We start from the raw sequence: 24062 nt of genomic DNA on the forward strand, positions 1-24062 counted from the left end.
CAGGTCTGGGTGACGGCCTGCGGCCAGACCGTGCCGATGGCATCGGGCAGGCCCTTGAGGCCGTCGCAGACGACCATGCAGACGTCCGCGACGCCGCGGTTCTTGATCTCGGTCAGGACGTGCAGCCAGTACTTCGCGCCCTCGCCGCCGTCGCCGGCCCACAGCCCGAGGATCTCCCTCGTGCCTTCGACCGTGACCGCGAGCGCCACGTAGATCGGCCGGTTGGCGACCTGGCCGTCGCGGAGCTTCACGTGGACGCAGTCGATGAAGACCACCGGATAGACCGGGTCGAGGGGGCGGTTCTGCCACTCGGCCATGCCCTCGATCACCTGGTCGGTGATGGTGGAGATGGTCTGCTTGGAGACCTCGGCGCCGTAGACCTCGGCCAGGTGCGCGGAGATCTCGCCGTGCGTCAGGCCGCGGGCGGACAGCGAGAGCACCATCTCGTCCACCCCGGACAGGCGCCGCTGCCGCTTGCGGACCAGCTGCGGCTCGAACGAGCCCTCCCGATCCCGTGGAACGTCGATCTCGACTGGGCCGACCTCGGTCAGCACGGTCTTCGACCGCGTGCCGTTGCGGGAGTTCCCGCTGCCGGTCCCGGCCGGATCGTGTTTCTCGTAGCCGAGGTGGTCCGTCATCTCGCCCTCGAGCGCGGACTCCAGGATTTTCTTCGTCAGCTGCTGGAGCAGGCCTCCGGCGCCGGTGAGCTGCAGCCCGCTCGCACGGGCCCGGTCGACGAGTTGGCCGATCAGCTGGTCGTCCAAGGCGTCCGGCTGCAACTCCGCCAGCCGCACGGCCTCCACGGCCTCGGCCGAGACGGTCACTTCCTTCATCAGGTGCTACTTCCTTGATCGAGAGTTACACCGTTCTTTGTACAGACCCCCGCCAGGCAGATTTCGACCGTGACGAGGTAGCTCGCGGGGTTGCGGACGAGGCCGTTCTGAATCTTGGTCCGGGGGCGCCATTCTTCGACGTGGCCGCCCCACCGTGCTTCCGCTTCCTCCGCGCTGAGGCCGAACGGCTTGCCGATCCGGTCCCGGCTGGTCCCGCGCACCCGCTCGGCGATGCAGCCATGACCGCTCCGTACGTGGCCTTCGTCAGGAAGTCCTTCGCCTGGTGCACGTGGGGCGCGAGGAGATCCGGGCCGGGTGCCGGGCGGCGTGGGGCGTGGGGCGTGGGGCGCGAGCGCGGCACGGCCGGAGGAGGTCCGGGAGGTCGCCGTCCACCCGGCGGCCGACCCGGAGGTGCTGACCGTCGAGCACGTGGTGATCGGGACGGTCGTCGGCACCGGCAAGCCGTTCGCCCGCCCGGGCCTGCTGGTGATGCGCGCCCGACGCGGGCTCCTCGTACACGTCCGGGACTACGTGGACGGCCTCGGGGTGGCCCACGCGATGGGCCGCCTCTCGACCGTGGCCGCCCGGCTGGAGGCCACGGTCGAGAGACGGAACTCCTGGTGAGGGTTACTCAGTTGTGCCATCCGTAACCGGAGACGCCTGCCGACCGCCCGGAGTCGGTTTGAATGCGCGTCTGTCCCATGGCGTGGAGCCACAGCCCGGTCGCGTTGTTCTGGTAGGCCCAGCCCGGCACATTCAAGTAGGCCGACCACTGCTGGTTGGCGCCGCCGTTGCAGGGCAGGGTGTAGACGTTTCCGTACTCGTTGCTGTCCAGGCACCGACCGGTCGCCACGTTGACCAGGCGTCCGGTGCTGCCGGCCGTGCTGCCGCCGTCCCAGGACCACCGCTGATAGGCGCCGCCGTTGCAGTAGATGACGTAGACGTCGCCGTTGTCGTTGCTGTCGAGGCACGCCCCGGTGCCTTCGTTGACGAGGTTGTAGACCCCGCTGGCCGACGCGCTGCCGGCCAGTCCGAGCGTGAGGCCCGCAGCCATCGTGATGGCGCTGACCGCAAGTCGCAGCTTCTTCATGACACCCTTTCGAGTCGATCTTCGAGCTCTTGGTGAGCAGAGCCTGGCCGAGGGTGATTTACGCGGCGTCAACGATCGATGTACGCGCCTTCGATGACGGGCGGCAGGCGCTCAGGGGGAGCCGACCGGGCAGTGGCCGGGGAGGCAGAAGATAGCGACCAGGGACTGCTGGGCGTCGCGCAGCGGGGTGGGCCAGTTGGCCTCGGGGCCGGCGACGAGGGACGAGGAAGGCGTAGACCTGGCCGTCCGGGGCGGTGACCAGCTGGTCGACGGTGTGCCGCACGCCCTTCCCCGCCAGGTCGTACGAGTACTCCAGAACCGCGCCGCCGCCCGGGGTCCGGGCGACAAGCCGGGGGCGAGTGGCGCCGGCGGGCCGGGCGGACCGCCCTGGGCCAGTCGGCGGCGGCGCACAGGCCGTTGGGCAGCCCCGCGATCGCGGCGACGGTGCCGCCGTCCAGGCGGTGGTGTTCCACCAGCGCGGCGACACCGGCGCGGACCACCGCCAGGTCCCGGCTGCGCCCCAGCCGGACGGCAACCTCCTACGGGTCCAGGCCGTCGAGTCTGCGGCAACCACCCGCACCGCCTCCGCCAGCCGCACCGGACGCGTGCCGGGATCGCCGCCTCCGGCCGTGGCGGTCCTGGCAGCGCCCTGACCAGGCGGGAAACCGCAGCTCCTGATGTCACGTAACATTTTTCCGCCTGGATGTAAACGGTCTGGCGTTGCCGTTCGTCTGCTGGTCATGAAGCGTCAGGTAACCCAACTGCTCGGCTGGACCCCGGCGGTGCCGTTCGTGGCGCTGGGCGCCCACCAGTCGTCGTGGATCGTGCTGGCCCTGGTCGGGGTCCTGGGGGTGGCGGTGCGGCAGCTGGCCGAGTGGCAGCGCCGGCGCACCCTGGTCGCGTTGGTCGAGCGGTCGCCGCTGGGCACCGTCGTGGAACAGGAGAGCGGGATGGGCGGGCCCGGCATGCGGGTCCGGGTCGGCACCGGGCCGACCAGGGGAACGGACGCGGACGAGACCCAGGGAGCCAAGTGACGACACAGGAGAACCGGCGGATCCCGGCGGACGTCGCCGACGCCGTCACCGCGCTGTACCGCGCCGCATACCGCGACGTGCTGCGCAGTACCACGGTGCTGGCCGGTGCGGCGGACGCCCCCGACCTCGTCCAGTACGCCTTCCAGCAGGCCGCGCTGAAATGGGACGAGGTGGGCTCCCGCTCGCCAGACGGCCAGAAGGCGTGGCTCAGGACAGTGAGCCGCAACCGGTTCATCGACGACCTGCGCCGCGACGTCCGCTTCGACGACCTGCACTTCAAGGTGTGCGAGCACTACACCGCCGCCCCGCACGACCCGGCGGACGTCACCGTGGCCCGGGACGCGCTCGAACGCTGCTGGGCGGTGATCTCCGCCATGCCCGAAGCCCAACGCGCGGTCGCCGTCCTGGCCTGGCGCGAGGGCCTGGACCCGGCGGAGATCGCCCGCAGCCTCGGCATCTCACCCGCCACCGTGCGGGTCCAGCTCCACAAGGCCCGCCGGCGGCTCACCAGCGAGATCGGGAACCACCTCCCCTTCGCCCGGCCCGACGCCGCCAAGGGCACCGCACAGAAGAGGAGGGCATCATGACCACCTGGCAGCACTCCACCGACCACACCGACCCTTTGTCGGACCTGCTCCGGCGCGTCGAGCAGGCCGTACCGCCGCCGAGCGAGGCCGACGTCCAGCGGGAACTCGACCGGCTCACCGCCTGGATGAACGAGCCCACGCAGCACGCCGCCACACCCCCGCCAGCGGACGACGCTCCGTTCCTGACCGTCGCGGAAGCCGCCGTCGTCATGCAAGTGACGAAGATGACCGTGTACCGCCTGGTCCACGCCGGCGACCTGCCGTCCATCCGGACCGGCCGGTCCTTCCGCATCCCCAGCCAGGCCCTACTCGACTACCTCAACGCCCCCGGCATCACCCGAGCCCGCGCCTGAACGGCCCCCGCCGACCGATCGCCCCCGGCCCACGGACGGGGCGATTCCCCATCCAGGGAGGCGGGCGAGGAGCTCAAGCCCGAGCAGGTCGCGCCCGCGGTCGAGCACGATGTCGCACAGCTTCTGTTCGAGCCAGGAGTCCACCGGGTCGTAGCCGTTGCGCTCGAACCAGGCCCGAAGCTTGGCGGGTACCAGGTCCGCCACGGCGTCGCGCCCCTGGGCTTGGTGCTCGGTGATGCAGCGCAGCTGGGCGGTGATGGCGCCGGCGAGTGCGTCGTCCTCACCGACGGCCAGGCGGGCGTAGACGGTGAAGCCGGGGGGGCGGGTCCAGGAAGAGGACGTCACCGTTCCGGGTCCCTCCCCCGCCCACCGTCCACCCAGCCCACCAGGTGCCGCCGGGATTCGGCCCCCGTGGCTGATGACTGCGCCCGATGGCGCCCAGCCAGCCGCTGACCGTAAAGCTATCCCCGCGCGCGAAGCCGACCACCTCCACCGCGAACAGAGCCGGTCGAGTGGGGAGCCATCCCGCACGTACGAGGCCGACAACACCACAGCCCAGCTGGTGAACGGTGGTCCAACCGGCCCCACGTCTACGGGGATGGTCCCCAGCCGGCGCTGCCGCCGCCGATACACGCGGTGTCGGCCTCGCGCACAGCGACCCAAGCGACCGGACGGCTGACCCCACGAGCGCGGAGCCGACGATCGCCCCGCCGGGGCCGATTCGCAACTGCCGTTGCCGACTCCGCTACCAGGCCGAGCCGTTGCTGATCGATGAAGGAGACGACGGTGTCCGCTGACCTGCCGTGGGGTCTTTTGCAGCACATCCCGGAGGAGAACCCGACCGTCGCCAGCGCGCTGGAATCGTGGCGTCGTGGGGGGTCCGGCCGCTCGCCGCCGACGGTGAACAGCCGCAGGACGCCCGGGTACGGTCGGACGAGGATGCCGTCCTCCTCGTACCAGCGGACCGTGCCGTCGAGGTGCCGGGCCGACGCGAGCCGGGCCGGCCTGCAGCTCCAGCCCGTGGCCGCGGCGGCGCGCAGGTGGGCGGCGACCTCGTCGGGAGCGTGAGCCGGGGCAGCGGGGTCGTAGCCCTCGCGCAGGCCGAGCGCGACGAGCACTCCGCCGACCGGTTCCGCGGCTGCCGGCATCCAGCCAGTGGCCGCGACGAGCAGGCCGGCGGCGGCCTCGCACTTCCCGAGGTCCGTGTTCCGTGGGTACGCCTCGGGTCCCGGTGCGGCACAAGCTCGGTCACCAGGTCGCCGCCGACGCCCGGGATGGCGGCCGCCACCGGCCAGGTCCGCGCCAGCACGGTGAGGGCCGCACGGACCCGGTCGGCCGGGACGGCCGGCAGCAACAGCGTCCGTGTCCACGCCCGGGGCGCGGACACGACCTCCCGGTAGGGCGTCGTCACGCGGCCACCGTTGCGGGAGGGCCGGGCAGGCCCGGCGCGGCGGGTCCGCCGTCCGCGTCGGCGGCGGCGATCGCGGGGTCGAGGTCCGCGGCGCAGGTCACCACAGCGGTGTAGATCTGAGCGGTGGTCACCAGGTCCAGCGGCACCTCGCCCCGCGTCCGCTGGATCCGCACCGTCTCGGCGACGTGGCGCAGCAGGGCGGTGACGTGGGCGGCGGGCACCACCCGCTCGCCGTCGTGCCGGTACAGCACGAGCGGGAACCGGCCGCGAAGGCCTCGCCCATGGTGTCGATGTTCTGGTCGTCGGTGCTGGTCACGGCTGATCTTCCTCCTGGTCAGATGGGTTGGACACCTTGTGAGTCGGGTCCAGCGTTCGGGGCAGCGCGGACTGCCCCGCGCGCATGAAGGAGGGTGGCGTCACCGGTGACGCCAGCTCTTGCGGGACGTGGGTGACGGGCTGCTCACCTGATCTTGCCTGCTGCTTCGGGGGCAGCCGCTACAGGAGGGAGCGCAGGTCAGCGGCCTGCCAGCGGGTGGGGCCGGGTCAGGACCGGCGGCGCTTGGCCTCGGCGGCGGCCCGCTCACACTCCACGGGGTCGGAAATCGCGCCGGGGTCCAGGACCAGTACTGGCGGGGAAGCGGGGGTGTCCGCGGCGGGTGGGGTGCATCCGGTGCGGGTGTGGCCGGGCCAGGTACGGCGCCACCAGTGCACCGTCCGCTCGGCCGGCTCCCGGCCGGAGCGGGCCGGGTCGTTGTCACGGACCCTGGTACGGAACAGCTCGCGGTAGGCAGTTGAACTTCGCGGCGACGTCGGCCGGGGCCATGGTGGAACGGTCGACCTCGACCAGCGGCCGCGCGGAAGCGCCAGCGAACGGCGTCCGCGGTGAGACAGGTTCCTAGCGACGCAGGAAGGTCCCGCCGTCGATCACCCAGAAGCTGGCCGGAACCGCGCCGCACTTGACGACTTCGGAGTGCATCTGGGGGTTGGTTCGGTTCCAGCCGACCCGGCGCTGGCGCTGCTCGTCGGTCGGGTAGAAAGTCAGGCCGGCCTCGGGGTGCTGGCCCTCCTCGAAGAGGTACGGCTCGCCCCCGAGCGGGGTGACCACGGTCTGCGAGATGGGCCCGGTCACGGTGACGGCGCCGTTCCTGTCGACGGTCAGGCAGTCGACGTCGAACTCGGCCCGGGTGGTGCCGGTCTTCTCGAACACGTGCTGCACCACGACGTGCCCCCGGGTGTGGCCGTCGACCGTACGGGCGCTGACCCGCGCGGTGAGCCGCTCGCCCGGGTTGGGGCCCGGCCCGTGCTCGTTGAGCAGGGTCCAGCTGTACAGCACAAGGTGCTGGGCCGGTACGGGGGCGGCCGCGGCGGTGCCGACCGCCCCGGCCGCGAGGGCCACGGTCGCAGTGGTGAGCGCGATGGCGGTGGTGAGCTTTCGCATGGTCAATCCTCGCTGGAAAGAAGGGAATTGGGCTTCTCACGATTGCCTCCACCCTTCCAGCTCACCTCCGGTTGCGGCCTCCGCCGCGGGGCGGGGCCAGCTCCCCCCAGCGGGGGAACCGCTCTTCCTCCGCCCGACTCGCCGAGTGGCGTGTCACCGCGCGGCATGGCGTATCGCGTCCAGGACGGCGGCGATGCCCGCTGCCGGGCCCGGAGCCGGGGCGGCGCAGCAGCGGCCGGGGCGAAGACCCAAGCGACCGGAACGGACGCAGCAGCGGCTCGGCGGCGCGGCGACCGGGTGCCGGCGCGGCCGGAGGGCGGGCCGGAGCCTGGCGGTCGGAGGGAAGGATATCGAACGAGGCGCGCGGGAGTCGGAAGGTGGCGGGGCGGCACGGAGCCCGGCCCCCTCGGGCGAGGGGGCCGGGCCGTGCGGTGCGGTGCGGCAGGGCTACGCGCAGGTCACCTTGCCCGCCGGGTCGGCGGTGCAGGAGAGCGTGAAGGTGCCGTTGTTCGGGTCGCTCGCGACCGGGCTGGCCGACACGCGGGTCATGGTCAGCGGGTAGCTGGTGCCCGGGGTCAGCGCGCCGACGCTGAAGGAGATCAGCGGGGTGGTCCGGTGGTGACCGGAGGCGAGGGCCCCGGTGTCACAGGTCAGCACCCGGTTCGCCGTGTCGATCGTGCAGGCGGACGGGGAGGTCGGGGTGCCGAAGGCCTCCGGGTAGCTGAGCTGGTAGCGGACCTCGGTGGCGTCGCTGCGGCCCCCGTTCACCACCGTCGGGTGCACCTGGATGGTGCCGCCGACGGTGGCCTGCGAGGTCCGCAGGTCGAGGATCGGGTTGGTGGCCGGCGCGGGGTTCGACAGCGGCGAGGCGGGGCCCTGGCCGCGCGCGTTCACCGCGGTGACCTGCACCTGGGCGCCGTCCGCCTCGATCTGCGCGATCCGGTCGGCCGGGACGGCCAGCGAGGTCGCCGTGCCGGGCACGGTGGCGAGCACCGTCTCGGCGCCGGCCGGGTCGCCCGGGTCGTTCACCACGGTCACGACGTACTCCAGGATCGGGCTGCCGCCGTCGCCGGCCGCGGTCCAGCTGACGGTGGTGCCGTCCGCGCTGACCACCGGCTGCTTGGGCGCGGCCGGGAGGCTGGCACCGTGGTGGACCGCCGCCTGGAGGGTGGCGGGCGCGCAGCCGGCCGAGCCGGCCGTGGTGGCGGTGATCACGTCGACGTAGTTGTGGCTGGGGAGCGGGTGCGGCGGGCTGTAGAGGCCGGTCTGGTCGACACGGCCGAGCGAGCCGGACGCCATGTACCAGGTGACCGCCTGGGTGCTGTTGCAGCCCGCCGGCCAGGTCACGTGGTACTGATGGGTGGCCGTCAGCGCGGTGCCGGAGGCCGGTGTCCGGTCGTCCGCCGGTGCGAGCCCGCCCTTCGCCGCCGTGTCCTTCGCCGCCGCTGCGTCCGACGGCGCCGAGGCGGCCAACGCCGATCCGCCGGACAGGGACGGTCCGGGGAACGGGCCGGGCGCCTGGTACAGGTCGAAGGTCTTGTTGAACACGACGTCGCCGAAGGCGAACTTCGTCAGTTTGACGTCCAGGAGGAAGAACGCCGACACCTTCAGGGGCGCCTTCACCGTCAGCCATGGATTGGCCGAGGTGTCCGCGGTCACCTCGATGGCGGGCGTGATCTCCACCTCCGGGCCGACCACCCCGTAGATCAGGACCTTGAACGACACCGGGAAGGCGAAGGTGACCTTGGCGGCCGCGTTCAGCGTGTAGTCGAACTTGGTGACCGCGTCCTTGGTCAGGTCCTCCGTCTGGCTGTTCCCGCTGTAGTCGCGGAAGACCCGGCCGCCCATGGTCCGCTCGTAGGAGGCCGAGAAGGAGAACCTGATCGAGCCGTCGATCGAGGTCTGGGTGTAGACCGTGAGCTCGGGGCAGAACGCGATCCCGTACACGAACAGGCAGCTCTGCGGCTTGATGGTGACAAGGGCCTCGCGCTGCGACTCGTGCTTGTAGGCGATGCCGAACTCGCCGTTGATCGACGCCTTCGCGGTGGCCGTCGCGGAGAAGTCGTAGGTGAAGGTCGGCAGGGTGTACCAGGAGCCGTTGGGGTCCTGCTTGAAGTCGACGGCGGCCGCCCAGTTGGTGCTCAGGCTCAGGGCCGCGGTCAGCTTGGCGGTGACCGTGGCGCCGCCCAGCTTCTCCTTCGTCTTCGGGTCGTCGTTGATCTTCTCGGCCAAGTCGAGGGTGAAGGTCTTCTCCGCGCCCGGGCCACTGCCCCGGGGCGCCATCGCGGCCTGGAACTTCGGGTTGAGCGATGTGACCCGGTAGCCCTCGGAGCCGGAGGTCAGCTTGCTGCCGGTGGCGCTGAAGTCCAGGTTCTGGAAGGCCTGTTGCAGCGCGGCCTGGCTGGTGGTGAGGGTCACCGTGCCGCCCTCGGTGCTGATCTTGTCCACGATGCGCAGCAGGCCGGTGCGGATCAGCGGGTTGGCGCTCTCGCCGACCACGATGATGTTCTTGACCTTCAGACCGGTCACCTGCGCGGGCGGGTTGGTGAACGCCACGGTGCTGCCGGTGAGCTTGGTGACGGACGCCACCGACTCCTTGGACAGGAACACCGTGCCGGCCTTCAGCGTCGGCGCGGGCGCGGCCTTGGCCGGGGCGCTGGTGGCGCCGCGGTTGCCGTCCTGCTGGAGGGCGGTGACGGTGACCGCGTACTCGACGCCCGGGGCGAGCGAGAGCAGCGTGGCCTCCTTGGCGGTGCCCGACACGGTGGCCGAGACGGTCGGCTGTCCGGCGGCGGTCGCGTCGACGGTGTAGCCGGTGATGGTGTTGCCGCCGTCGTCCTGCGGCGAGTCCCAGGTCACCTTGAGCGCGGTCGGGTCGGGCTGGCTGCCGTCCGGGCCGACCGGCGGCGGTCCGGCGGACACGTCCTGCGGGGCACTGGCCGCGTAGGCGGGCTTGGTGAGGACGGTGCCGTTGGAGTTGGCGCCGGTGGTCTGGCTGTCCGAGACGGCGGTCGGCCCCGTCCCGGCGGCGTTGGTCGCGCTGACCGTGACGAAGTAGTACCGGTTGCCGACCAGCCCGGTGACGGTGGTGCTCAGCACGTCACCGGCCACGGTGGTGGTCACGCTGGCGCCCGGGCCGTTCGGGGTCGCGGTGACGGTGTAGGCGGTCACCGGCGAGCCGTTGGGGTGGGCCGGGTTCCAGCTGGCGATCACCCCGGTGTCGCGTCCCAGGAGGCCGGCCAGGGTGGGGGCGAGCGGGGCCTTGGGGGTCTGCGGGCCGCCGATGAAGGCGGGGGACGTGCCGGAGACGACACCGCCCGCGGTGGTCTCGGTGGCCGTGAACGCGTAGTTGACGTCATTGGCCAGTCCGCTGATCTCGACCACCGGCGGGTTGGCCGGGTCCGGGCGCTGCGCCCGGCCGGTGGCGACCGGCGCGCCGGTCGCGTTGCCGGAATCGTCCAGCGCGTAGGCGGCCACGTCGACGGCGGCCACCGCCTCCTGTGCGGTGTCACCCGGGGTGACGGTCACCCGCACCGTGCCGGAGGCGAACGGCTGCACCGAGTCGATCAGCGGCGCCTGCACCGCCTGCGTGGCCCGGGCCGAGCCGCTGCCCGGCCCGGCCGGGGGTGCCGCGGCGGCCGCGCCGACCGTTCCCGCACCCAGGCCGAGCACGACCGCGGCGGCGAGCACCGCGCGTCCGCGTAAGCTCCCGGCCCGCCGTTTTCCGACATGTCCATGCCACATATTTCCCCACCCTTCTGCCCACGCACGCGAGGTCCATGGGCGCGGGCCCCGATTGGGCCCAGCGGATCGTATCGCTCCGGATAGCGGCGGAACGATGTCCAAAGCCGCTTCAACGCAATGGATTTGGCGTCTGCCGCCGATCCGGTGGAAGGCGCAGGAAAGGCCGTCGAATCGGTGCGCGGGCGACCGGGGAGGACCCATGTGACGGGAGAGGTAAACCCGTGTGCCGCAGCTCACCACCCGGCGTCGCCGGCCGCTCCGGCGGACGGCCGGCGACGGCGCCCGGCTCGCCACCGTCAGCTGTACGCCGCCGTCCTGACTTCCGCCTGACGGGCCGAATCCGAGTGGTCATCGCGTCACGTGTGGCGGCTGGGCCACGCCCGGGGCCGCTGGGCGCAGCGGTTCGTCGACCTGAATGTCGCACTCAACGACCTCGGGAACATCACCCAGGTCTCGATCGCGCCGCTCGGCGACGACCTGCACGTGGTCGTCGTCGCCGACATCGGCGGCGGGGCGTGTTGGCGGATGGGTCCGTCCGAACAGCAGAGACCGCCCGGTCCTGGTGGCCCGAGCGGTCTCTGTGCGTTTCCCCGGCGGGTCTTCCGGCGCGTTTCCCCGGCCCGCTTCGCAGGCGGTGGACGTCAGGTCAGTCGCGGGTGGTCCAGCGCTGGGTGGCGCTGGTCGCGGAGGGCGCCGTGAGCGTCGCGCCCATGCCGGACTGGTTGCTGGGGGTGTCGAGGACGTAGCCGGTGTTCGGGTCGGTGATCTTCAGGCTGCCGTCGTCGTTCCGGGTGACCTGCCACTTCTGGGACGCGGACTGTGCGTCGGACGGCTTCACCGTGACGCGGTAGCTCGGGTAACCGCTGGACGTCAGGGAGAGGGAGGGGTTGCAGCCGTCGTGGATGCGCACCGTGCCGTCCGCGTTGGTGTCCAGCCGCCACTGCTGTCCGAGGTCGGACGCGCTCTTGTCGTAGATGGAGGCGTAGCTGTTGGGGAGCATCATGCAACCGGTGCCCTGGTGCGACAGCACGAGGTTGCCGCCGTTGGAGAGGTAGTGGGGCCGCCCGTCGCCGACGGGCATGGGCCCGTAGTAGATGGTGTGCTTGGCCAGCAGGTCGAGCGCCGCGCCGGTGATGGCGAGCGGCGGGACGGCGGCGGGGCGGACAGTCTTGAAGTAGTCGGCGAACGTGCCCGGCGTGCGGTCGTTCAGCGCCTTGAGGGTGCCCTGCCAGCCGCCGTCGACTTGCCGCCACAGGTCGAGCAGTGAACCGGAGATGTTGCCGGAGACCGTGTCCCCGGTGTCCCAGCCGCTGCCGTAGGTGAATTCGGTGCTGCTTCCGCTCGACCACACGTAGCGGTTGTCGCCGAGCAGGTAGGCGGAGACGGCGTCGGCGAAGCCCTCGACCCACGCGCAGGGGCGGCCCGCGCTCGACCAGATGTAGTGCGAGGCACAGACGCTGTCGGGCGGCCAGGCGCCGTTGAAGAGGCGGTGCATCAGGAAGTGGCCGCCCTCGTGCAGGACGGTGTGCTCCGAGTCGGGGTCGGCGTCGGAGAGGTAGATGGTGTTGTTGAGGTCGTACACCGGGCCCCCGCCCGCGCCGGGGCCCCAGACGACGGAGAGCTCGGTGCAGGAGCCGCTGTTCGGCTCGTGGGCGCTCCAGCAGGAGCTGACCGGGTTGTTGCGGCCCCACCACAGGAGGTTGAGGGTGTCGAGGACGTGCCAGGCCCGGGAGGTCTGGGCCGGGGGCTTGATGACGCCGAGGGAGGCGCTCGCGGAGAGGTTCTGCTGGACCGGCGAGTCCACGGTGTACAGGGAACTCTGGGACAGGACCTTCCACATCCTGGTGCTCTCGGAGTAGAACCGCACCCACATGCTGTTCATCGTCGTGGTGGTCGTGGGGGTGTAGCAGAGGTTGAAACCTCCGTCGGATACGGCGGTGAGGCCGTAGACGCCGAGCGCGTGCGGGGTGTCGGCGGCCTTCTCCCGTCCCCACAGCTCGACGTTGGCGTTGCGGACGGGCTTGGTCCGGGTGGGCTTGCCCGAGCCCTCCTCCGCGTTCTGGTAGTCGTACTGGAAACTGCCGCTCAGGCAGATCGGGCTCGCGGCGACCGCCGCCGAGGCGGGGGCCGCCGCGAGCGGGACGACGGCGAGCACGGCGAGCATGGCCGTGCCGACGGCGGCGAACCGGCGAGCCAGTCGTGTGCGCGGGGATATGCCCATCAAGGTCCTCTCGGTGGTGTCGCCGGGCACCGCGGAGGCGCTCGGCAACGGTCAGTGACGGTTCGCGTGCCCATGGTCGGTGCACGGTTCGGCTTGCGGCAGGGCGTACGGAAGCGGACACAGCACGCGTCCACCACGCCCGCGCCGGTGCGTGGGGCAGAGCGCGACCGGTGAAGAAAACTCCTGCGGGCGGGTGACGGCTTGCGCTGTCACCCGAACCGATCAGGAATCTACACAGCTCATTCACGATGGGAATGCGATACTCCACCTTTCTCCGCTTGAGATCGCAAACCGTCAAGCTTTGATCGATTTTGATCGTTCATCAGGTGTGGCGCTGGTCAACGTCTCCTGCCTGACTCACCGTCTGAACGGACATCCCGGGCGGTGACGGCCCCCGGCCAGTGGCCCTGACCTCGCCGCCCATCACCTGCGCGGGAATTCCGCGGAGTCGACTTCTGGCGCACGTCGAAGCTCAGACGCGGCCGTCGTGACCAGCGGCCGCGGGGCGAAACTCACCGGCCCCAGGCATGCCTTTCCTGGTCTGGGGCGTTCTACCATGCTGTCCCCGCCGGGGCGAGGAGTCGGGAGGCGGCCCGAACGAGGGAAGCGGGAAGGACGTCTGCCAGCTCCGGGCCGGGAGAGCGGGGCCGAGCCGGGGGGCGCAGCAGCACAACGGCGGCCGGACGACGAGCAGCACCGCGGCCGAGGCCGGGACGGTCAGGGTCCTCCCCCGCGCGGCGCCGGGACCACCGGGGCGTCACGCAGGCCGGCGTTGCGTCACCACCCGCTGGTGAAGCTGCCGTCCGGCGCGGCCGGCGCCGTGCCGAACCGGGGCCGGGGCCGGGACGAGGGAGAGTGCGTAGGTGGTGATCGCCTCCGTGAGCCGTTCGGCGGTGACCTTCTGGCCGGCTTCCTCGATCGAGCCGACGGCCCGGCACCACAAGCGCGGACGGCCGCCCGCCCCGCACGCAGTCCTAGGTGCTGCCGCGATCCACCAAGTGGGACCTGCGTCCTGCTCGACCCGATCAGCCAGGACCGAACAAGGGCCGTCCGCACCCCGCGGGAAGGCGGGTCAGCCGGTGACGGTCTCGGCGTGCCGGTGGAGGGCGTCCAGGAGCGCGGTCTGGTGGTCGGTCAGCTTTCCTTCGGTGCGGGCCTTGTCCTGCCTGCGCAGCCAGGTGCCGGGCCGGAACGTCGGGTCGTCGCCGAGGCCGGTGCGGTTCGCGGGGCCGTCGAGGGTGCCGCCGGCAGCGAGGTAGGCGAGCAGGCGGCGGTAGGAGCGGTTCCAGTCCGGCTCCAGGCGCCACAGCCCGTCGATCGCGTCGAGCCTGGCCACCTGGTCCGCGGTGAGGCCCGCGGCCTTGCGCTGGCGGCGCATCCACGCACCCACCGCGTAGCCGTCCAGCTTCGCGGTCGCCGGGATCGCCAGGTGACCGTGCTGATGGTGGAACGCGGCGGCGTAGGCGGCCCCGCACTCCCAGGCGTTGGCGTTCTTCGACCAGATCATCCCGAGGGCGTCCAGCTCGCTGACGCGGGCGGCGTCGAGCAGGCCCTGGCCGTGGAGGTGGCGCTGGCGGGTGAGCCAGGAGATCAGCTCGCCGTGCTTCGCCTTGTCCGTGGGGTCGAGGTGGCCGTGCTGGAGGTGGAACACCGCCGCAACGGCGTGCATCCGCTGCCACTCGACCGCGCGCGGGTTGAACGCCCGCAGCTTGACGGTCTGGAGGATCTTCGCCGCGTGCTGCCTCGCGTTGATCCGCAGCCACTCGATCGGCGACTCCACCGAGGCCGGCTGCCGCGTGCACTCCCCGTCCCCGGGGGCCTCGATCTCGGTCGGCTTGGCCGCTGTGGTGTGCGCGGTGCCCTGCGAGCGGTGGGCACGCAGTTCGGTGATCCGGCCGGCCACCCGGGCGTCGTGGGCGGCGAGCGCGCGCAGGACATGCCAGATGGTGCGGAAGGAGCTGGCCTCGATCTCGGCGTCGGCCTCGGCCTTGACGGCCTCGCCGGCGTCGTGGACCTCGGCCGGGTCCGCGGCCGCCGTGTCGTCGCCGATCTCCGGGGTCGGCAGGTACACCGGAATGACGACCCAGGAGACCTTGCCCTGACGGTAGGACTGGCGCAGCGCCCGGCCGACGGCCTGGACGATGTCGATGACGCTCGACTTGGGGTCGGCGAAGCAGACGGCGTCCACGGCGGCGATGTCGATGCCCTCGGTCAGGAGCCGGCTGTTGCAGAGGATGCCGCACTCCTCGCCGTCCTCGCCGGTGTGGGCCCTGAACTCCGTGAAGGCGGCGCGGCGGTCCTTGAGGCGGTCGGTACCGGCCACTGCCTTCGCCCGGATCCGCTCCGGGCGATCCGCGTCTTCCAACAGCTCCGAGGCCTCCGGCAGGGTGCCGGCGAACTCCCGCGCCGCGGACACCCGGGAGTGGAAGGTGATGACCCGCCGCAGGCCGAGGTCGGCGACGGCGCGCAGCACCGCGATCTGCAACGCGAGGCGCAGCAGTTCCTCGTTGCTGCGCCGGGAGCGCAGGTCGGCGACCGGCCGGGAGGTTGAGCAGCTCGCGCAGGTCCTCGTCGCGGCGAGATAGCCGTGCTCGATGCCCTGTCCGAGGGTCCAGGTGAAGCAGGTCTTGCCGTAGATCGCCTCGTCGTCCATGGAGCACAGCACCGGGAGGTCCTGGCCGTCAGCGTCTGCGGCGAGGTCGGCCAGGCCGTCCTTCGCCCGCCGGTCATTCGCGATCCGCGAAGTCTCGGTGAAGTACAGCCGGCGTTTGGCAGGGACCTTGGCGTCGTCGTGGATCGCGGCCCACGCCTTCCCTTCGGCGCCTGCGGTCCGGTGGGCCTCGTCGATGATCACGAGGTCCCGCTGGGCAAGGCCCCAACCCTGGTGGGCCTGGACGATGCGCTCCAGCGAGGCGTACGTGGCGTACACGGTGACCGGCTCGCCCGGCTTCTCGGCGGGGAGCAGGTCGGCGATCCGCGGGGCCTGGGTGGTCACCCGGGCGTGGACACGGCCGCCGGCCTCCGCGCTCTCCAGCGCCTCCTCCCGCGAACAGGCCGCGACGGCCAGGCCGCGACGCCCGCCCCGCAGCGACCACGCTTCGGCGGTCTGCTCCAGCAGCTCGATCGTCGGCACCAGCACCAGCACCCGCCCACGAGCGGCCAGGCGGCGGGCGCAGCCGGCCGCGATCAGGGCCTTGCCCGAGCCGGTCGCCGCGACCACCGTCGCGCGGCCGCCGTCCTTCACCTCGCGTAGCGCGCCCGGCCGCCCGCGCATCCGACGCCGCCCCGGGAGGCTTGGCGCGCTGTCCGGCAGACGGAGAGCTCGCCGGAATATGGCGTTGGTGCCGGAATGCATGCGATTTTGACGGGAGTGGAAGTGATCGAACTGTTTCGCCGGGTGAATGTCTCATTGCAGGCGTACTCGAACCATGGAGCCGCGATGCCGTGGTCGCTAGGTTGATCTTGTTCGCCCGAGAATCGGGTGACACTTCACAGAGAATGGGGAGAGCCTCATGTCCGTGGTAACCGTGGATATCGCGCAGCAAGTTGTCGGCTCCGTAGCCGGCCAGGACAGCCACCCGGCGCACCGGGAGGTCGTGGTGCCGTCCTACATCCCGACCATCGAGGAGACGATCAAGGCGAGCGGCGCCCACTGCCAGGGAACCTGCGCGAGCGTCGTCGCGGATTCCAACTGCTTCTGAGTCGGATTCCGACCTGGCCGGCGAGTGCGGTGCCGACTTCGGCGCCGGTGCCACGACCGGGATCGGTGAAGTCCTCGATCGAAAGGCCCATCGGGTGCGCCTGAAGCGTGCTGACCTGCGCGTCCCCGATGCTCAAGCCGACCTGTACCTGGTCGGCTTGGGCATCGGGGGCTTCGACCGCCGGAGTGTCGAAGCCGACCGGATCCTGCGTGACTCCCGCAGGATCCTCCATCTCACCGCCTACGACTCCGACCTGCGGCTGCGCTACGACGGCGAGGTGACCGACCTGGAGCAGGTCTACGCCGCCGATCCCAATCCGGGCCAGGTCTACCACGCGATGGCCGCCCGGGTGCTGGAGGCCGCTGCCGAGGGGCGCGGTCACGGGCCGGTCAGCTTTCTGACCTATGGTCATCCCCTCTTCCTGGTCGACACCGGCTGGCTGCTGCAGGAGGCGGCCCAGCGCCACGGGCTGACGGTCAAGGCCGTGCCCGCGACGTCCTTCCTGGACACCCTGCTGATCGATGTGGGAGCCCGCTTCGACTATGCCGTTCAGGTGTACGACGCCAACGCCTTCTACCTGCACTCGGTCGCGCCGGACACCCGTTTCCCCCTCGTCCTCTCCCAGTTCGGTTCCTTCGGCACCGACCGGCTCCGCGACCGCGAGGACCTGTACGGTCGGCTGTCGCCGCTCACGGCGCGGCTTCGCGATCTGTACCCGGCGGATCGCGCGGTCGCCGCCGTGCTGTCGGCCTGGCGCTCCGACATGGCCCCGCAGATCAGCCACGCCACCGTCGGTGAGCTCGACAGCCTGGTGTCCAGCAGTCACAGCGGGATGACGCTGTACATCGGGGGGAGCGAGCCGTGGACGTTGCCCCGCACGCACTGGAACGACTGAGCCGGCTGCGGCTGGACTTCTGGGGAACGACGGTCGACGTGCTGCTGCAGAATTCTGCAGACCTGGCTCATTTCGACTACTACTTCCAGGATCACCGGCGCACGGGAACGTCCGGTCGCGCAGATTTCGAGATCGCTTTCACGGCAGAATCGAAGGCCTTTACGGACGGTTCTGCGGATGCCCTGCGAAGCATATTTCTACGCACTCCAGAATTCGACTGGTCCTGTTACGAGAAATACCGCGGGACGGCGAGAAAGCCGAGCCCGCTCCCACCGTTCCCGTTCCCGCCGTTGAGCAGCACGGTCCGCACCGTGCACGCCAGTGCGGCGAGCGCACCGTGGGCTCCGGACCAGGCGGTGCTGCTGCACGGGCCGTCCCTGGCGGGCAAGTCGGTGCTGCTGCTGGAACTGCTCCGGACCGGCTGGGGCTTCGTCAGCGACGACACCGTGCCGATCGAGCGGGAACGGCGGCTGCTCTCCTACCGCCGGCCCATCGGGGTGCGGGAGCGCACGCTCGACGTCCACCCGTGGTTGCGTCCCTTCCTGGCCGCGGCGCCCTCCTTTCGGACACCGACCGGAACCACCTGGGCGGTGCACCCCGCCGCTCTGCCGGTTCGACGGGCCCCGCAGCGGACCGAATGGTCCTGGACCGTCGTGCTCAGCCCCGCGGCCGAGTTCGAACTCCACCGCATCGGCGAGCACAGCTGGCGGCTCGCCTTCGACCCGGCCCGACACGCCCGACAGGCGGTGGCGGAGCTCTCCACCACCCTGAACGCAAGCACCGGGACCTGAGACATGGATCTTCCCTTGACGGACCTCTACTTCGACTTCTACGACGTGATCACCCGGCTGCGCTGCCACTCCGCCGATACCACCGAGGCGCTGTTCTACTTCGGCGGACAGCGAGTCGAACCCGCTGCGCCGGAGCGCACCGAGGTCGTGGTGACATTGAGCTGCCCGGAATGGCCCGAGCGCGGATTCTTCACCAGCCTGCTGCGGAAGGACGGCCTGACCAAGCGGATCGAGGTGGACCGAAGGACCGAGGACGGCTGGCACCGTGAAGTCGACCACACGTTCACCGACTGGTCCGAAGTCCCCTCCCCGCTTCCGCCGTTCCGGTACTCGCGCCTCTGGGAGCGCCTGGCCGTCGGCCCGGGCACCTGTCTGGAACTGGCTGACGGCACCGGGGTGCTGCTGACCGGGGACAACTACATCGGCAAGACCTCGGCCGCACTCGTGCTCTGTTCGCGGGGTGCCCGACTGGTCAGCGACAGCCTCGCCGTGCTCGACGTGGACAGCGGCAGTTTCCTGCGCCACGACAGCCCACTGGGCTTCCGCCGCGGGGGGCGGCGCCACCATCTGGCCCGGATCCTGGACGGCGAGCACCGCGAAACGGTCTCCCCCGACACCGGTCTGGTGCTGCTGGCCCGCTCTGAACGGTTCCTCGGGAGGCCCAACCTCGACCAGACCAACGTGAGGCACCTGGTACGGCTGGTCCCGTCGGAACAGGCCTCGACGGGGCCGGCCGATCGGCGGACCGACCCCGCTGTCTGGTTCTCCGGAGCGAGCCGCCACCGGATCTCCGAGCAACTGCCCGAGCGCACGCTCGTGGTGGGCATACCTGACGGAGCCGGGCCGGAACAGGTCGCCGACCTGATCGAGGCACGGCTGGCGGCCACCGAGGCACTGGACCCGGCGTGCTGAGCGTGGACCGGGTCTCCAAGCAGTACCCGGGCAATCCCGCGCCGGCCCTGGAGAAGGCCTCACTGGACCTCGAAGCCGGCGAGCTGGTCGCACTCATCGGCCACAACGGAGCAGGGAAGTCAACGCTCTTCGACATCGTCGCCGGTCTGCGCCGGCCCGACTCGGGAACCGTGCGCCGGGACGTCCCGGTCGCCGAGTTCGGCTGGTGCCCGCAACGCGAAGTGATCGACTGGTCCTTGACGGTCAGCCAGAACATCGAGCTCGGTCTGGCACTTCGCCGCGGCACCTTGCGCGGCGTGCGACGAGCGGCAACCGAGATCGCCGAGATCCTGAACCTGGGGCCGGTACTGCACCGCCAGGCGCAGACCCTGTCCGGCGGCGAGCTCAGGCGCTGCCAGATCGCCCGGGCCATCGCCGGACGCCCGCGCCTCATGCTGCTCGACGAGCCCACCACCGGTCTCGACCCCGACGCCGTGCGACAGGTCTTCGACTACCTCCAGGACAGTGCCCGGGCCGGCGGAGCCGTGCTCGTGAGCACCCACGAGACCTCGCGGTTCTCCGGCTACTGCACCCGGGTGGTCGCCATTCACCGCGGCCGGATCCTCGCGGACCGGCCCACCGCCGCCTTCCTGCGCGCCGCACCGGGATCCGAGGACCTGTGGACCGCCTACCAGGCACTGACCGAGACGGAGACCCCATGACCCGCGCCCGCCCACTGATCGCGGTGCGGTTCCATCTCGCCTCACTGTGGAACTGGCGCCAGGTCTACTACGGCCGCATCATCGAACCGGTCGCCTACCTGCTCTTCCTGGCCGCAGGCGTCAGCGGCGCGGTAGGCGCTTCGGGCAGCGGCACGGCCCACCACTACCTGGCATTCGTCCTGCCGGGCATGCTGGCCATGCTGGCCTTCCGATCGGGCACCGCCGCCGTCTCGGACGTGTCGAACGACCGCAAATGGGGAGTCTTCGCCTTCTACCGGATGTACGGCGGCGGCACCACGGGCTACCTGCTGAGCGTGCTGATCGTGCTCGGCGGCGTCTTCCTGCTCCAACTGCTGGTGGTGATCGGCCTTGCCGCACCGCTCGGCGCGCTGTCGGGCCTGTCCGGCCGAGGACTCCTGCTCACCGTGGCAGGCTCGCTGCTGGTGGACGCCGGCTGGGTGCTGGCCGGAGCCGCCGTGGCTGCCCGGGTCCAATCGTACGCAACGCGGGACTTCGTGGTGACCCTGACCGCCCTTCCGGTGGTACTGGCCGCGCCGCTGTTCTACCCGCTCGACACGGCGCCCGGCTATCTGCGTTTCGTGGCCCGGCTGGACCCGCTCACGTACCAGGTCGACTGGCTGCGCTCGACCTGGGCGGGCTCCGCCGCGGACCTGCTCTGGGCCGCGCTCTGGACACTGGGCACCGGGGCACTGGCCGTGCTCGCCCTGCGCGCAGCCGACCACCTGACCACCGAGCGCTGAGACCCCCTGCCCCACGAAACCGAAACGGTCCGTCGATGAAGATCTCCGTACTCGACCTGTGCCCGGTCTTCGAGCACCAGGGCCCGGCCGCCGCCCTCCGGGGCTCCATCGAGCTGGCCCGGAAGGCCGAGGAGTTCGGTGCGGCCAGGTACCTGGTGGCCGAGCACCACGCCAACCCGGCCTCTGCGGCCACCGCCCCCGAAGTCCTGATCTCGGCGATCGCCAACGAGACCTCCACACTGCGAGTCGGTGCCGGCGGCATCATGCTGCCCAACCACGCACCCTTCCGAGTCGCCGAGAGCTTCCGCGCACTGGCGCGCCTCCACGGGCCACGGATCGAGCTCGGCGTGGTGCGTGCGCTCGCCGGTCGGCCGGCGCTCGGCCTGGCGCTGCGCGGCACCACACCGTCAGCCGAACCGGAGCGGTTCCGCCGTCAGATCGCCGAACTGGTCGGCCACCTCGACGACATGTCCGCCGCCGAGGCCCCGATCCCGGTCCGCGTCCTGGGATCGAGCCCGCCAGTGGCGCAGCTGGCAGCCGAACTGGGGCTGCCCTACGGTTTCGCAGGACACCTGAGCCTGCGCGGGGCACGACAGGCGGCCGACACCTACCGCCGGCACTACCGGCCTTCACCCGGTCACCCCGAACCCGACCTGCTGCTCAGCCTCGGTGTCTACCTGTCCGACGACCCGGGCCGGGCCGCCGCACTGGCCCGCGTCCCGGCCACCGCGCTCCTGCACGCCCGGCAGGGACGTCCCTCGCCCCTTCCCACGGTGCCGCAGGCCGCCGAAACGCAACCGACCGGGCCAGAGCAGGAACTGCTGCGCCGCCGGCTCACGGACTGGCTGGTCGGCGACCGGCAGACCGCGGTGGCGCGTCTGTGCGATCTGGCGACCGAGCTCGCGGCGACCGAGATCTGCGCGGTCACCAGCATCGCCGACCCCGACGAGCGAACCCACTCCTACCGACTGCTGGCGGCCGCCGCCCGCTCGGTCCAAACACCCGGCGCAGTACCGCAGGGGCCTGAGCCGACACGATGAGCATGCCCGGCACCGCACGCGGCCCGGGACGGCGGCCGGGGACGACGAGGCCCCGCGACGCCGTTCGACGCCACCACACCGTGGCCCACGCCGGTGCCACCCCGAGGGAGTCCGGCCCCGGGCGGTGAGGACGACGAGGACGGCCCCGACGACGCGGATGCCGTGGACGCCGGCTTCGGGCTGTTCGACGCGGCCGAGAAGGCGCAGCAGTGGTGATCCCGAGAGGGTGTCGGCGAAGGCGCGCGGCGCGGGGTAGCCGATCACCGCGTCCGAGACGAGCACCGTCTCGTGGAGCAGGCGCACCGTGAACTCGCGCGCCCGCGGTCTCGGGTGCCCGGTCGAAGGCCTCGTCGGCGATGTGCTCGACGCGGTGTCCGTGGGCGACGACCGCGGCCAGGTGGCGCGGGGAGACGCCGGGGTGCGGCGAGTCCGGCACGCGCACCAGGGCGCGCGCCCGCCGACGCTCGGCGGCGGCGCGGGCCGGTGGCCGCCGCGGCCGCTGCGACCTGCGGATTCGACGGAATGTGACGTGGACGCGTGCGTGTGCTGCGGGGGCGTTTCGTGTTCGTGTCCACGTGCCCTGATCCCTGGTGCCGGGTGTCGCTCGTACACATACTGGTCTCTGCGCGATCGTGCGACCACCCCTTGGACAGAGGAAGTTCCACCCGCATGCCCAATTCCCCCAGACCCAGCGCTCCCCTGCCGTACCCGTCGCATCCGGCGGGGAGGTGGCGTCCGTGCTCCGGTACGTGACACGCAGCGCGGCGGGGTGGCTGCTGGTGATCGCCGCGGCCACCAACGCCACCTACTTCCTGGCCAGTTGGTTCCTCGACCCGCGCTCGAACTTCAAGGAGCTGCGCCCCGTCCGCACCGAGGACCAGATCTCCCGGGCCCTGGCCCCGTACAACCTCGACCCGCACGAGCCGCTGCTGCACCGCTGGTGGGACTGGCTGAGCGGGGTCGTCCTGCGCTTCGACTGGGGCCGCTCCCCGGTCGGGGTGCGGGTGAACGGGGAGATCGGCCACCGCTCCCTGGTCAGCGCCGAGTTGGTGATCGGCGCGACGGTCCTGTCCGTCGTCGTCGGGGTCGCGCTCGCGGTCCACACCGCCTCGCGCCAGTACGGCCGGCGCGACCGGGCCGCCCAGGCCCTGTCCGTGGCGCTGTTCAACGTCCCGGTGTCCATCGCCGCCCTCGCCCTGGTGCTGCTGGCCATCCGGCTGAACGAGCAGGCGGGCTGGCACTTCCTGTACGTCGCGGGCGAGAACTCGCCCGGCGTGGAAGGGTTCTGGGCGACGGTCGGCGACCGGCTGCTGCACCTGATCCTGCCGACACTGACGCTCACCCTGACGGGCTATGTGGGCTACCACCTCACCCAGCGCTCGCTGCTGCTGGACGTCATCGGCTCCGACTTCGTGCGCACCGCCCGGGCCACCGGGCTCACCCGCGCCCAGGCGATCCGCCGGCACGCCCTGCGCACCGCGCTGATCCCCACGGCCCAGTCCGTGGCCTTCAGCATCCCGGCGGTGTTCACCGGCGCGGTCCTCACGGAGACGATCTTCGGTTGGAACGGCATGGGCCAGTACTTCATCCAGACCATCAGCAAGAACGACGTGCACGGCACCGTGGCGATCGCCGCCTTCGCCGCCACCCTGACGGCGGTCAGCGCGATCCTCGCGGACATCGCCACCGTCCTCCTCGACCCGAGGGTGCGGGTGAGCTGAGATGAGCACCCCTGTGACCCCCGTGAGCCCCGATGTGACCCCTGTGGGTCCCGACGCGGGCACCGAAGGCGTCCTGGCCGCCGAGCATGACAAGCACGACGGGCACGACGGGCACGACGGCCGTTACCTGGGCCGGCGCCGCCTCTACCTGCGCCGCTTCCTGCGCAACCGGACCGCCGTCGCCGGTGTGGTGATCTTCCTGCTGCTCGTGCTGTTCAGCGCGCTCGGCGGCCTGTTCACCCCGTACGGCTACGCGGACACCGACTTCTCCGCCCTCACCCAGGCCCCGAGCGCCGAGCACTGGTTCGGCACCAACCAGGGCGGCAATGACGTCTACGCCGCCGCCGTGCACGGCCTCCAGCGCTCACTGGTGATCGCGGTCACCGTCTCCCTGCTGACCGTCGCCCTCGCCGCGGTCGTGGGCGCGGGCGCCGCCTACGTCGGTGGCCGGGTGGAGAAGGCGACCCTCGCCCTCATCCACTTCCTGCTGGTCGTGCCGTCCTTCCTCGTCCTCGCCCTGGTCTCGCACCGGCTGGCGGGCGACTGGCGGGTCCTCGTCCTCGTCCTGACGGTGTTCGGCTGGATGTCCACCGCCCGCGTGGTCTGGTCGGTGTCGACGTCCCTGCGCGAGCGCGACTACGTACGCGCCGCGGAGTACATGGGCGTGCGCCCCCTGCACATCGTGGTGCGCCACATCATCCCCAACCTGGGCTCCCTGCTCATCGTCAACCTCACCCTGGGCGTGGTCTCCACCGTGCTCAGCGAGACCGCCCTGTCCTTCCTCGGCTTCGGCGTCCAGACCCCCGACGTGTCGCTGGGCACGATGCTC

At 71.5% G+C, this 24062-nt stretch carries 23 protein-coding genes; 14 read left to right on the top strand and 9 right to left on the bottom strand.

Annotated elements, in window-relative coordinates; all coding sequences use genetic code 11:
* On the bottom strand, positions 1-833 hold an 833-nt coding region (locus AB0E96_RS19435), incomplete at its 3' end, for an IS256 family transposase (RefSeq protein WP_359825093.1).
* A 327-nt stretch (positions 834-1160) separates the two neighbouring features.
* Between AB0E96_RS19435 and AB0E96_RS19440 the strand changes: the two genes are divergently transcribed.
* On the top strand, positions 1161-1457 hold the full coding sequence (locus AB0E96_RS19440) for a hypothetical protein (RefSeq protein ID WP_359825096.1): 297 nt from the start codon (positions 1161-1163) through the stop codon (positions 1455-1457).
* A 7-nt stretch (positions 1458-1464) separates the two neighbouring features.
* Here AB0E96_RS19440 and AB0E96_RS19445 read toward each other — a convergent pair whose 3' ends face one another.
* On the bottom strand, positions 1465-1923 hold the full coding sequence (locus tag AB0E96_RS19445) for an RICIN domain-containing protein (RefSeq protein ID WP_359825097.1): 459 nt from the start codon (positions 1921-1923) through the stop codon (positions 1465-1467).
* Between the two features lie 740 nt (positions 1924-2663).
* On the opposite strand from AB0E96_RS19445, the gene AB0E96_RS19450 reads away from it, so the two are divergent.
* The 3 genes from AB0E96_RS19450 to AB0E96_RS19460 all read left to right on the top strand — a co-directional run bounded on the left by AB0E96_RS19450 (position 2664) and on the right by AB0E96_RS19460 (position 3897).
* Complete coding sequence (locus AB0E96_RS19450) at positions 2664-2957, top strand: hypothetical protein (RefSeq protein WP_359825100.1); 294 nt, start codon at positions 2664-2666, stop codon at positions 2955-2957.
* Positions 2954-3544: a sigma-70 family RNA polymerase sigma factor gene (locus AB0E96_RS19455; protein WP_359825102.1), complete on the top strand. Its 591-nt coding sequence runs from the start codon at positions 2954-2956 to the stop codon at positions 3542-3544. Before AB0E96_RS19450 ends, AB0E96_RS19455 begins: the two co-directional genes overlap by 4 nt.
* A gap of 125 nt (positions 3545-3669) precedes the next feature.
* Positions 3670-3897 (top strand): helix-turn-helix domain-containing protein, encoded by a 228-nt coding sequence (locus AB0E96_RS19460; protein WP_359825141.1) that lies wholly within the window; start codon positions 3670-3672, stop codon positions 3895-3897.
* Here the strand turns inward: AB0E96_RS19460 and AB0E96_RS19465 are convergent.
* The 7 genes from AB0E96_RS19465 to AB0E96_RS19495 form a co-directional block, all read right to left on the bottom strand.
* Positions 3850-4242 (bottom strand): hypothetical protein, encoded by a 393-nt coding sequence (locus AB0E96_RS19465; protein ID WP_359825105.1) that lies wholly within the window; start codon positions 4240-4242, stop codon positions 3850-3852. The two genes, AB0E96_RS19460 and AB0E96_RS19465, sit on opposite strands and share 48 nt — an antisense overlap.
* A 245-nt stretch (positions 4243-4487) precedes the next feature.
* Entirely contained in the window at positions 4488-5045 is a 558-nt protein-coding gene (locus AB0E96_RS19470) for a hypothetical protein (protein ID WP_359825107.1), read from the bottom strand.
* A gap of 259 nt (positions 5046-5304) precedes the next feature.
* The gene (locus tag AB0E96_RS19475) at positions 5305-5559 is read right to left on the bottom strand and encodes a hypothetical protein (RefSeq protein ID WP_359825109.1); all 255 of its coding nucleotides are present in this window, start codon (positions 5557-5559) and stop codon (positions 5305-5307) included.
* 644 nt (positions 5560-6203) lie between these two features.
* A complete protein-coding gene (locus tag AB0E96_RS19480; RefSeq protein ID WP_359825112.1) occupies positions 6204-6746 on the bottom strand; it encodes a hypothetical protein in 543 nt (180 codons plus the stop codon).
* Positions 6747-7193: 447 nt separating this feature from the next.
* Entirely contained in the window at positions 7194-10436 is a 3243-nt protein-coding gene (locus AB0E96_RS19485) for a fibronectin type III domain-containing protein (protein ID WP_359825114.1), read from the bottom strand.
* A 700-nt stretch (positions 10437-11136) separates the two neighbouring features.
* Positions 11137-12759 (bottom strand): RICIN domain-containing protein, encoded by a 1623-nt coding sequence (locus AB0E96_RS19490; protein WP_359825117.1) that lies wholly within the window; start codon positions 12757-12759, stop codon positions 11137-11139.
* A gap of 1024 nt (positions 12760-13783) precedes the next feature.
* Complete coding sequence (locus tag AB0E96_RS19495; RefSeq protein WP_359825119.1) at positions 13784-15985, bottom strand: Helicase associated domain protein; 2202 nt, start codon at positions 15983-15985, stop codon at positions 13784-13786.
* Positions 15986-16229: 244 nt separating this feature from the next.
* Here AB0E96_RS19495 and AB0E96_RS19500 point away from each other — a divergent pair, with 244 nt between their 5' ends.
* From AB0E96_RS19500 to AB0E96_RS19545, 10 genes are all read left to right on the top strand, one after another.
* Complete coding sequence (locus tag AB0E96_RS19500) at positions 16230-16412, top strand: hypothetical protein (protein WP_359825121.1); 183 nt, start codon at positions 16230-16232, stop codon at positions 16410-16412.
* A gap of 94 nt (positions 16413-16506) precedes the next feature.
* Positions 16507-17307 (top strand): SAM-dependent methyltransferase, encoded by an 801-nt coding sequence (locus AB0E96_RS19505; RefSeq protein ID WP_359825123.1) that lies wholly within the window; start codon positions 16507-16509, stop codon positions 17305-17307.
* A 290-nt stretch (positions 17308-17597) separates the two neighbouring features.
* Positions 17598-18098 (top strand): hypothetical protein, encoded by a 501-nt coding sequence (locus tag AB0E96_RS19510; RefSeq protein ID WP_359825125.1) that lies wholly within the window; start codon positions 17598-17600, stop codon positions 18096-18098.
* 3 nt (positions 18099-18101) lie between these two features.
* Positions 18102-19010, top strand: a complete 909-nt coding sequence (locus tag AB0E96_RS19515; RefSeq protein ID WP_359825128.1) for a hypothetical protein — start codon at positions 18102-18104, stop codon at positions 19008-19010.
* On the top strand, positions 19004-19711 hold the full coding sequence (locus tag AB0E96_RS19520) for an ABC transporter ATP-binding protein (RefSeq protein ID WP_359825130.1): 708 nt from the start codon (positions 19004-19006) through the stop codon (positions 19709-19711). The genes AB0E96_RS19515 and AB0E96_RS19520 overlap by 7 nt, the downstream gene beginning before the upstream one ends.
* The gene (locus tag AB0E96_RS19525; RefSeq protein WP_359825133.1) at positions 19708-20472 is read left to right on the top strand and encodes an ABC transporter permease; all 765 of its coding nucleotides are present in this window, start codon (positions 19708-19710) and stop codon (positions 20470-20472) included. Before AB0E96_RS19520 ends, AB0E96_RS19525 begins: the two co-directional genes overlap by 4 nt.
* Positions 20473-20507: 35 nt before the next feature.
* Positions 20508-21512, top strand: a complete 1005-nt coding sequence (locus AB0E96_RS19530) for an MsnO8 family LLM class oxidoreductase (RefSeq protein ID WP_359825135.1) — start codon at positions 20508-20510, stop codon at positions 21510-21512.
* A gap of 93 nt (positions 21513-21605) precedes the next feature.
* The gene (locus AB0E96_RS19535) at positions 21606-21728 is read left to right on the top strand and encodes a hypothetical protein (RefSeq protein ID WP_359825137.1); all 123 of its coding nucleotides are present in this window, start codon (positions 21606-21608) and stop codon (positions 21726-21728) included.
* A gap of 521 nt (positions 21729-22249) precedes the next feature.
* Entirely contained in the window at positions 22250-23233 is a 984-nt protein-coding gene (locus AB0E96_RS19540; RefSeq protein ID WP_359825139.1) for an ABC transporter permease, read from the top strand.
* 127 nt (positions 23234-23360) lie between these two features.
* Positions 23361-24062: ABC transporter permease (locus AB0E96_RS19545; RefSeq protein WP_359825144.1), on the top strand; the 702-nt coding region annotated here is incomplete at its 3' end.

Source organism: Kitasatospora sp. NPDC036755 (assembly GCF_040636595.1).
Lineage (GTDB): Bacteria > Actinomycetota > Actinomycetes > Streptomycetales > Streptomycetaceae > Kitasatospora.

What these genes read in the sequence shown, in the direction of transcription:
- AB0E96_RS19445 (WP_359825097.1), bottom strand. Translation starts at nt 1,923, where the DNA reads ATGAAGAAGCTGCGACTTGCGGTCAGCGCCATCACGATGGCTGCGGGC.
- AB0E96_RS19525 (WP_359825133.1), top strand. Translation starts at nt 19,708, where the DNA reads ATGACCCGCGCCCGCCCACTGATCGCGGTGCGGTTCCATCTCGCCTCA.
- AB0E96_RS19460 (WP_359825141.1), top strand. Translation starts at nt 3,670, where the DNA reads ATGAACGAGCCCACGCAGCACGCCGCCACACCCCCGCCAGCGGACGAC.
- AB0E96_RS19480 (WP_359825112.1), bottom strand. Translation starts at nt 6,746, where the DNA reads ATGCGAAAGCTCACCACCGCCATCGCGCTCACCACTGCGACCGTGGCC.
- AB0E96_RS19530 (WP_359825135.1), top strand. Translation starts at nt 20,508, where the DNA reads ATGAAGATCTCCGTACTCGACCTGTGCCCGGTCTTCGAGCACCAGGGC.
- AB0E96_RS19470 (WP_359825107.1), bottom strand. Translation starts at nt 5,045, where the DNA reads ATGCCGGCAGCCGCGGAACCGGTCGGCGGAGTGCTCGTCGCGCTCGGC.
- AB0E96_RS19495 (WP_359825119.1), bottom strand. Translation starts at nt 15,985, where the DNA reads ATGCGCGGGCGGCCGGGCGCGCTACGCGAGGTGAAGGACGGCGGCCGC.
- AB0E96_RS19450 (WP_359825100.1), top strand. Translation starts at nt 2,664, where the DNA reads ATGAAGCGTCAGGTAACCCAACTGCTCGGCTGGACCCCGGCGGTGCCG.
- AB0E96_RS19515 (WP_359825128.1), top strand. Translation starts at nt 18,102, where the DNA reads ATGGATCTTCCCTTGACGGACCTCTACTTCGACTTCTACGACGTGATC.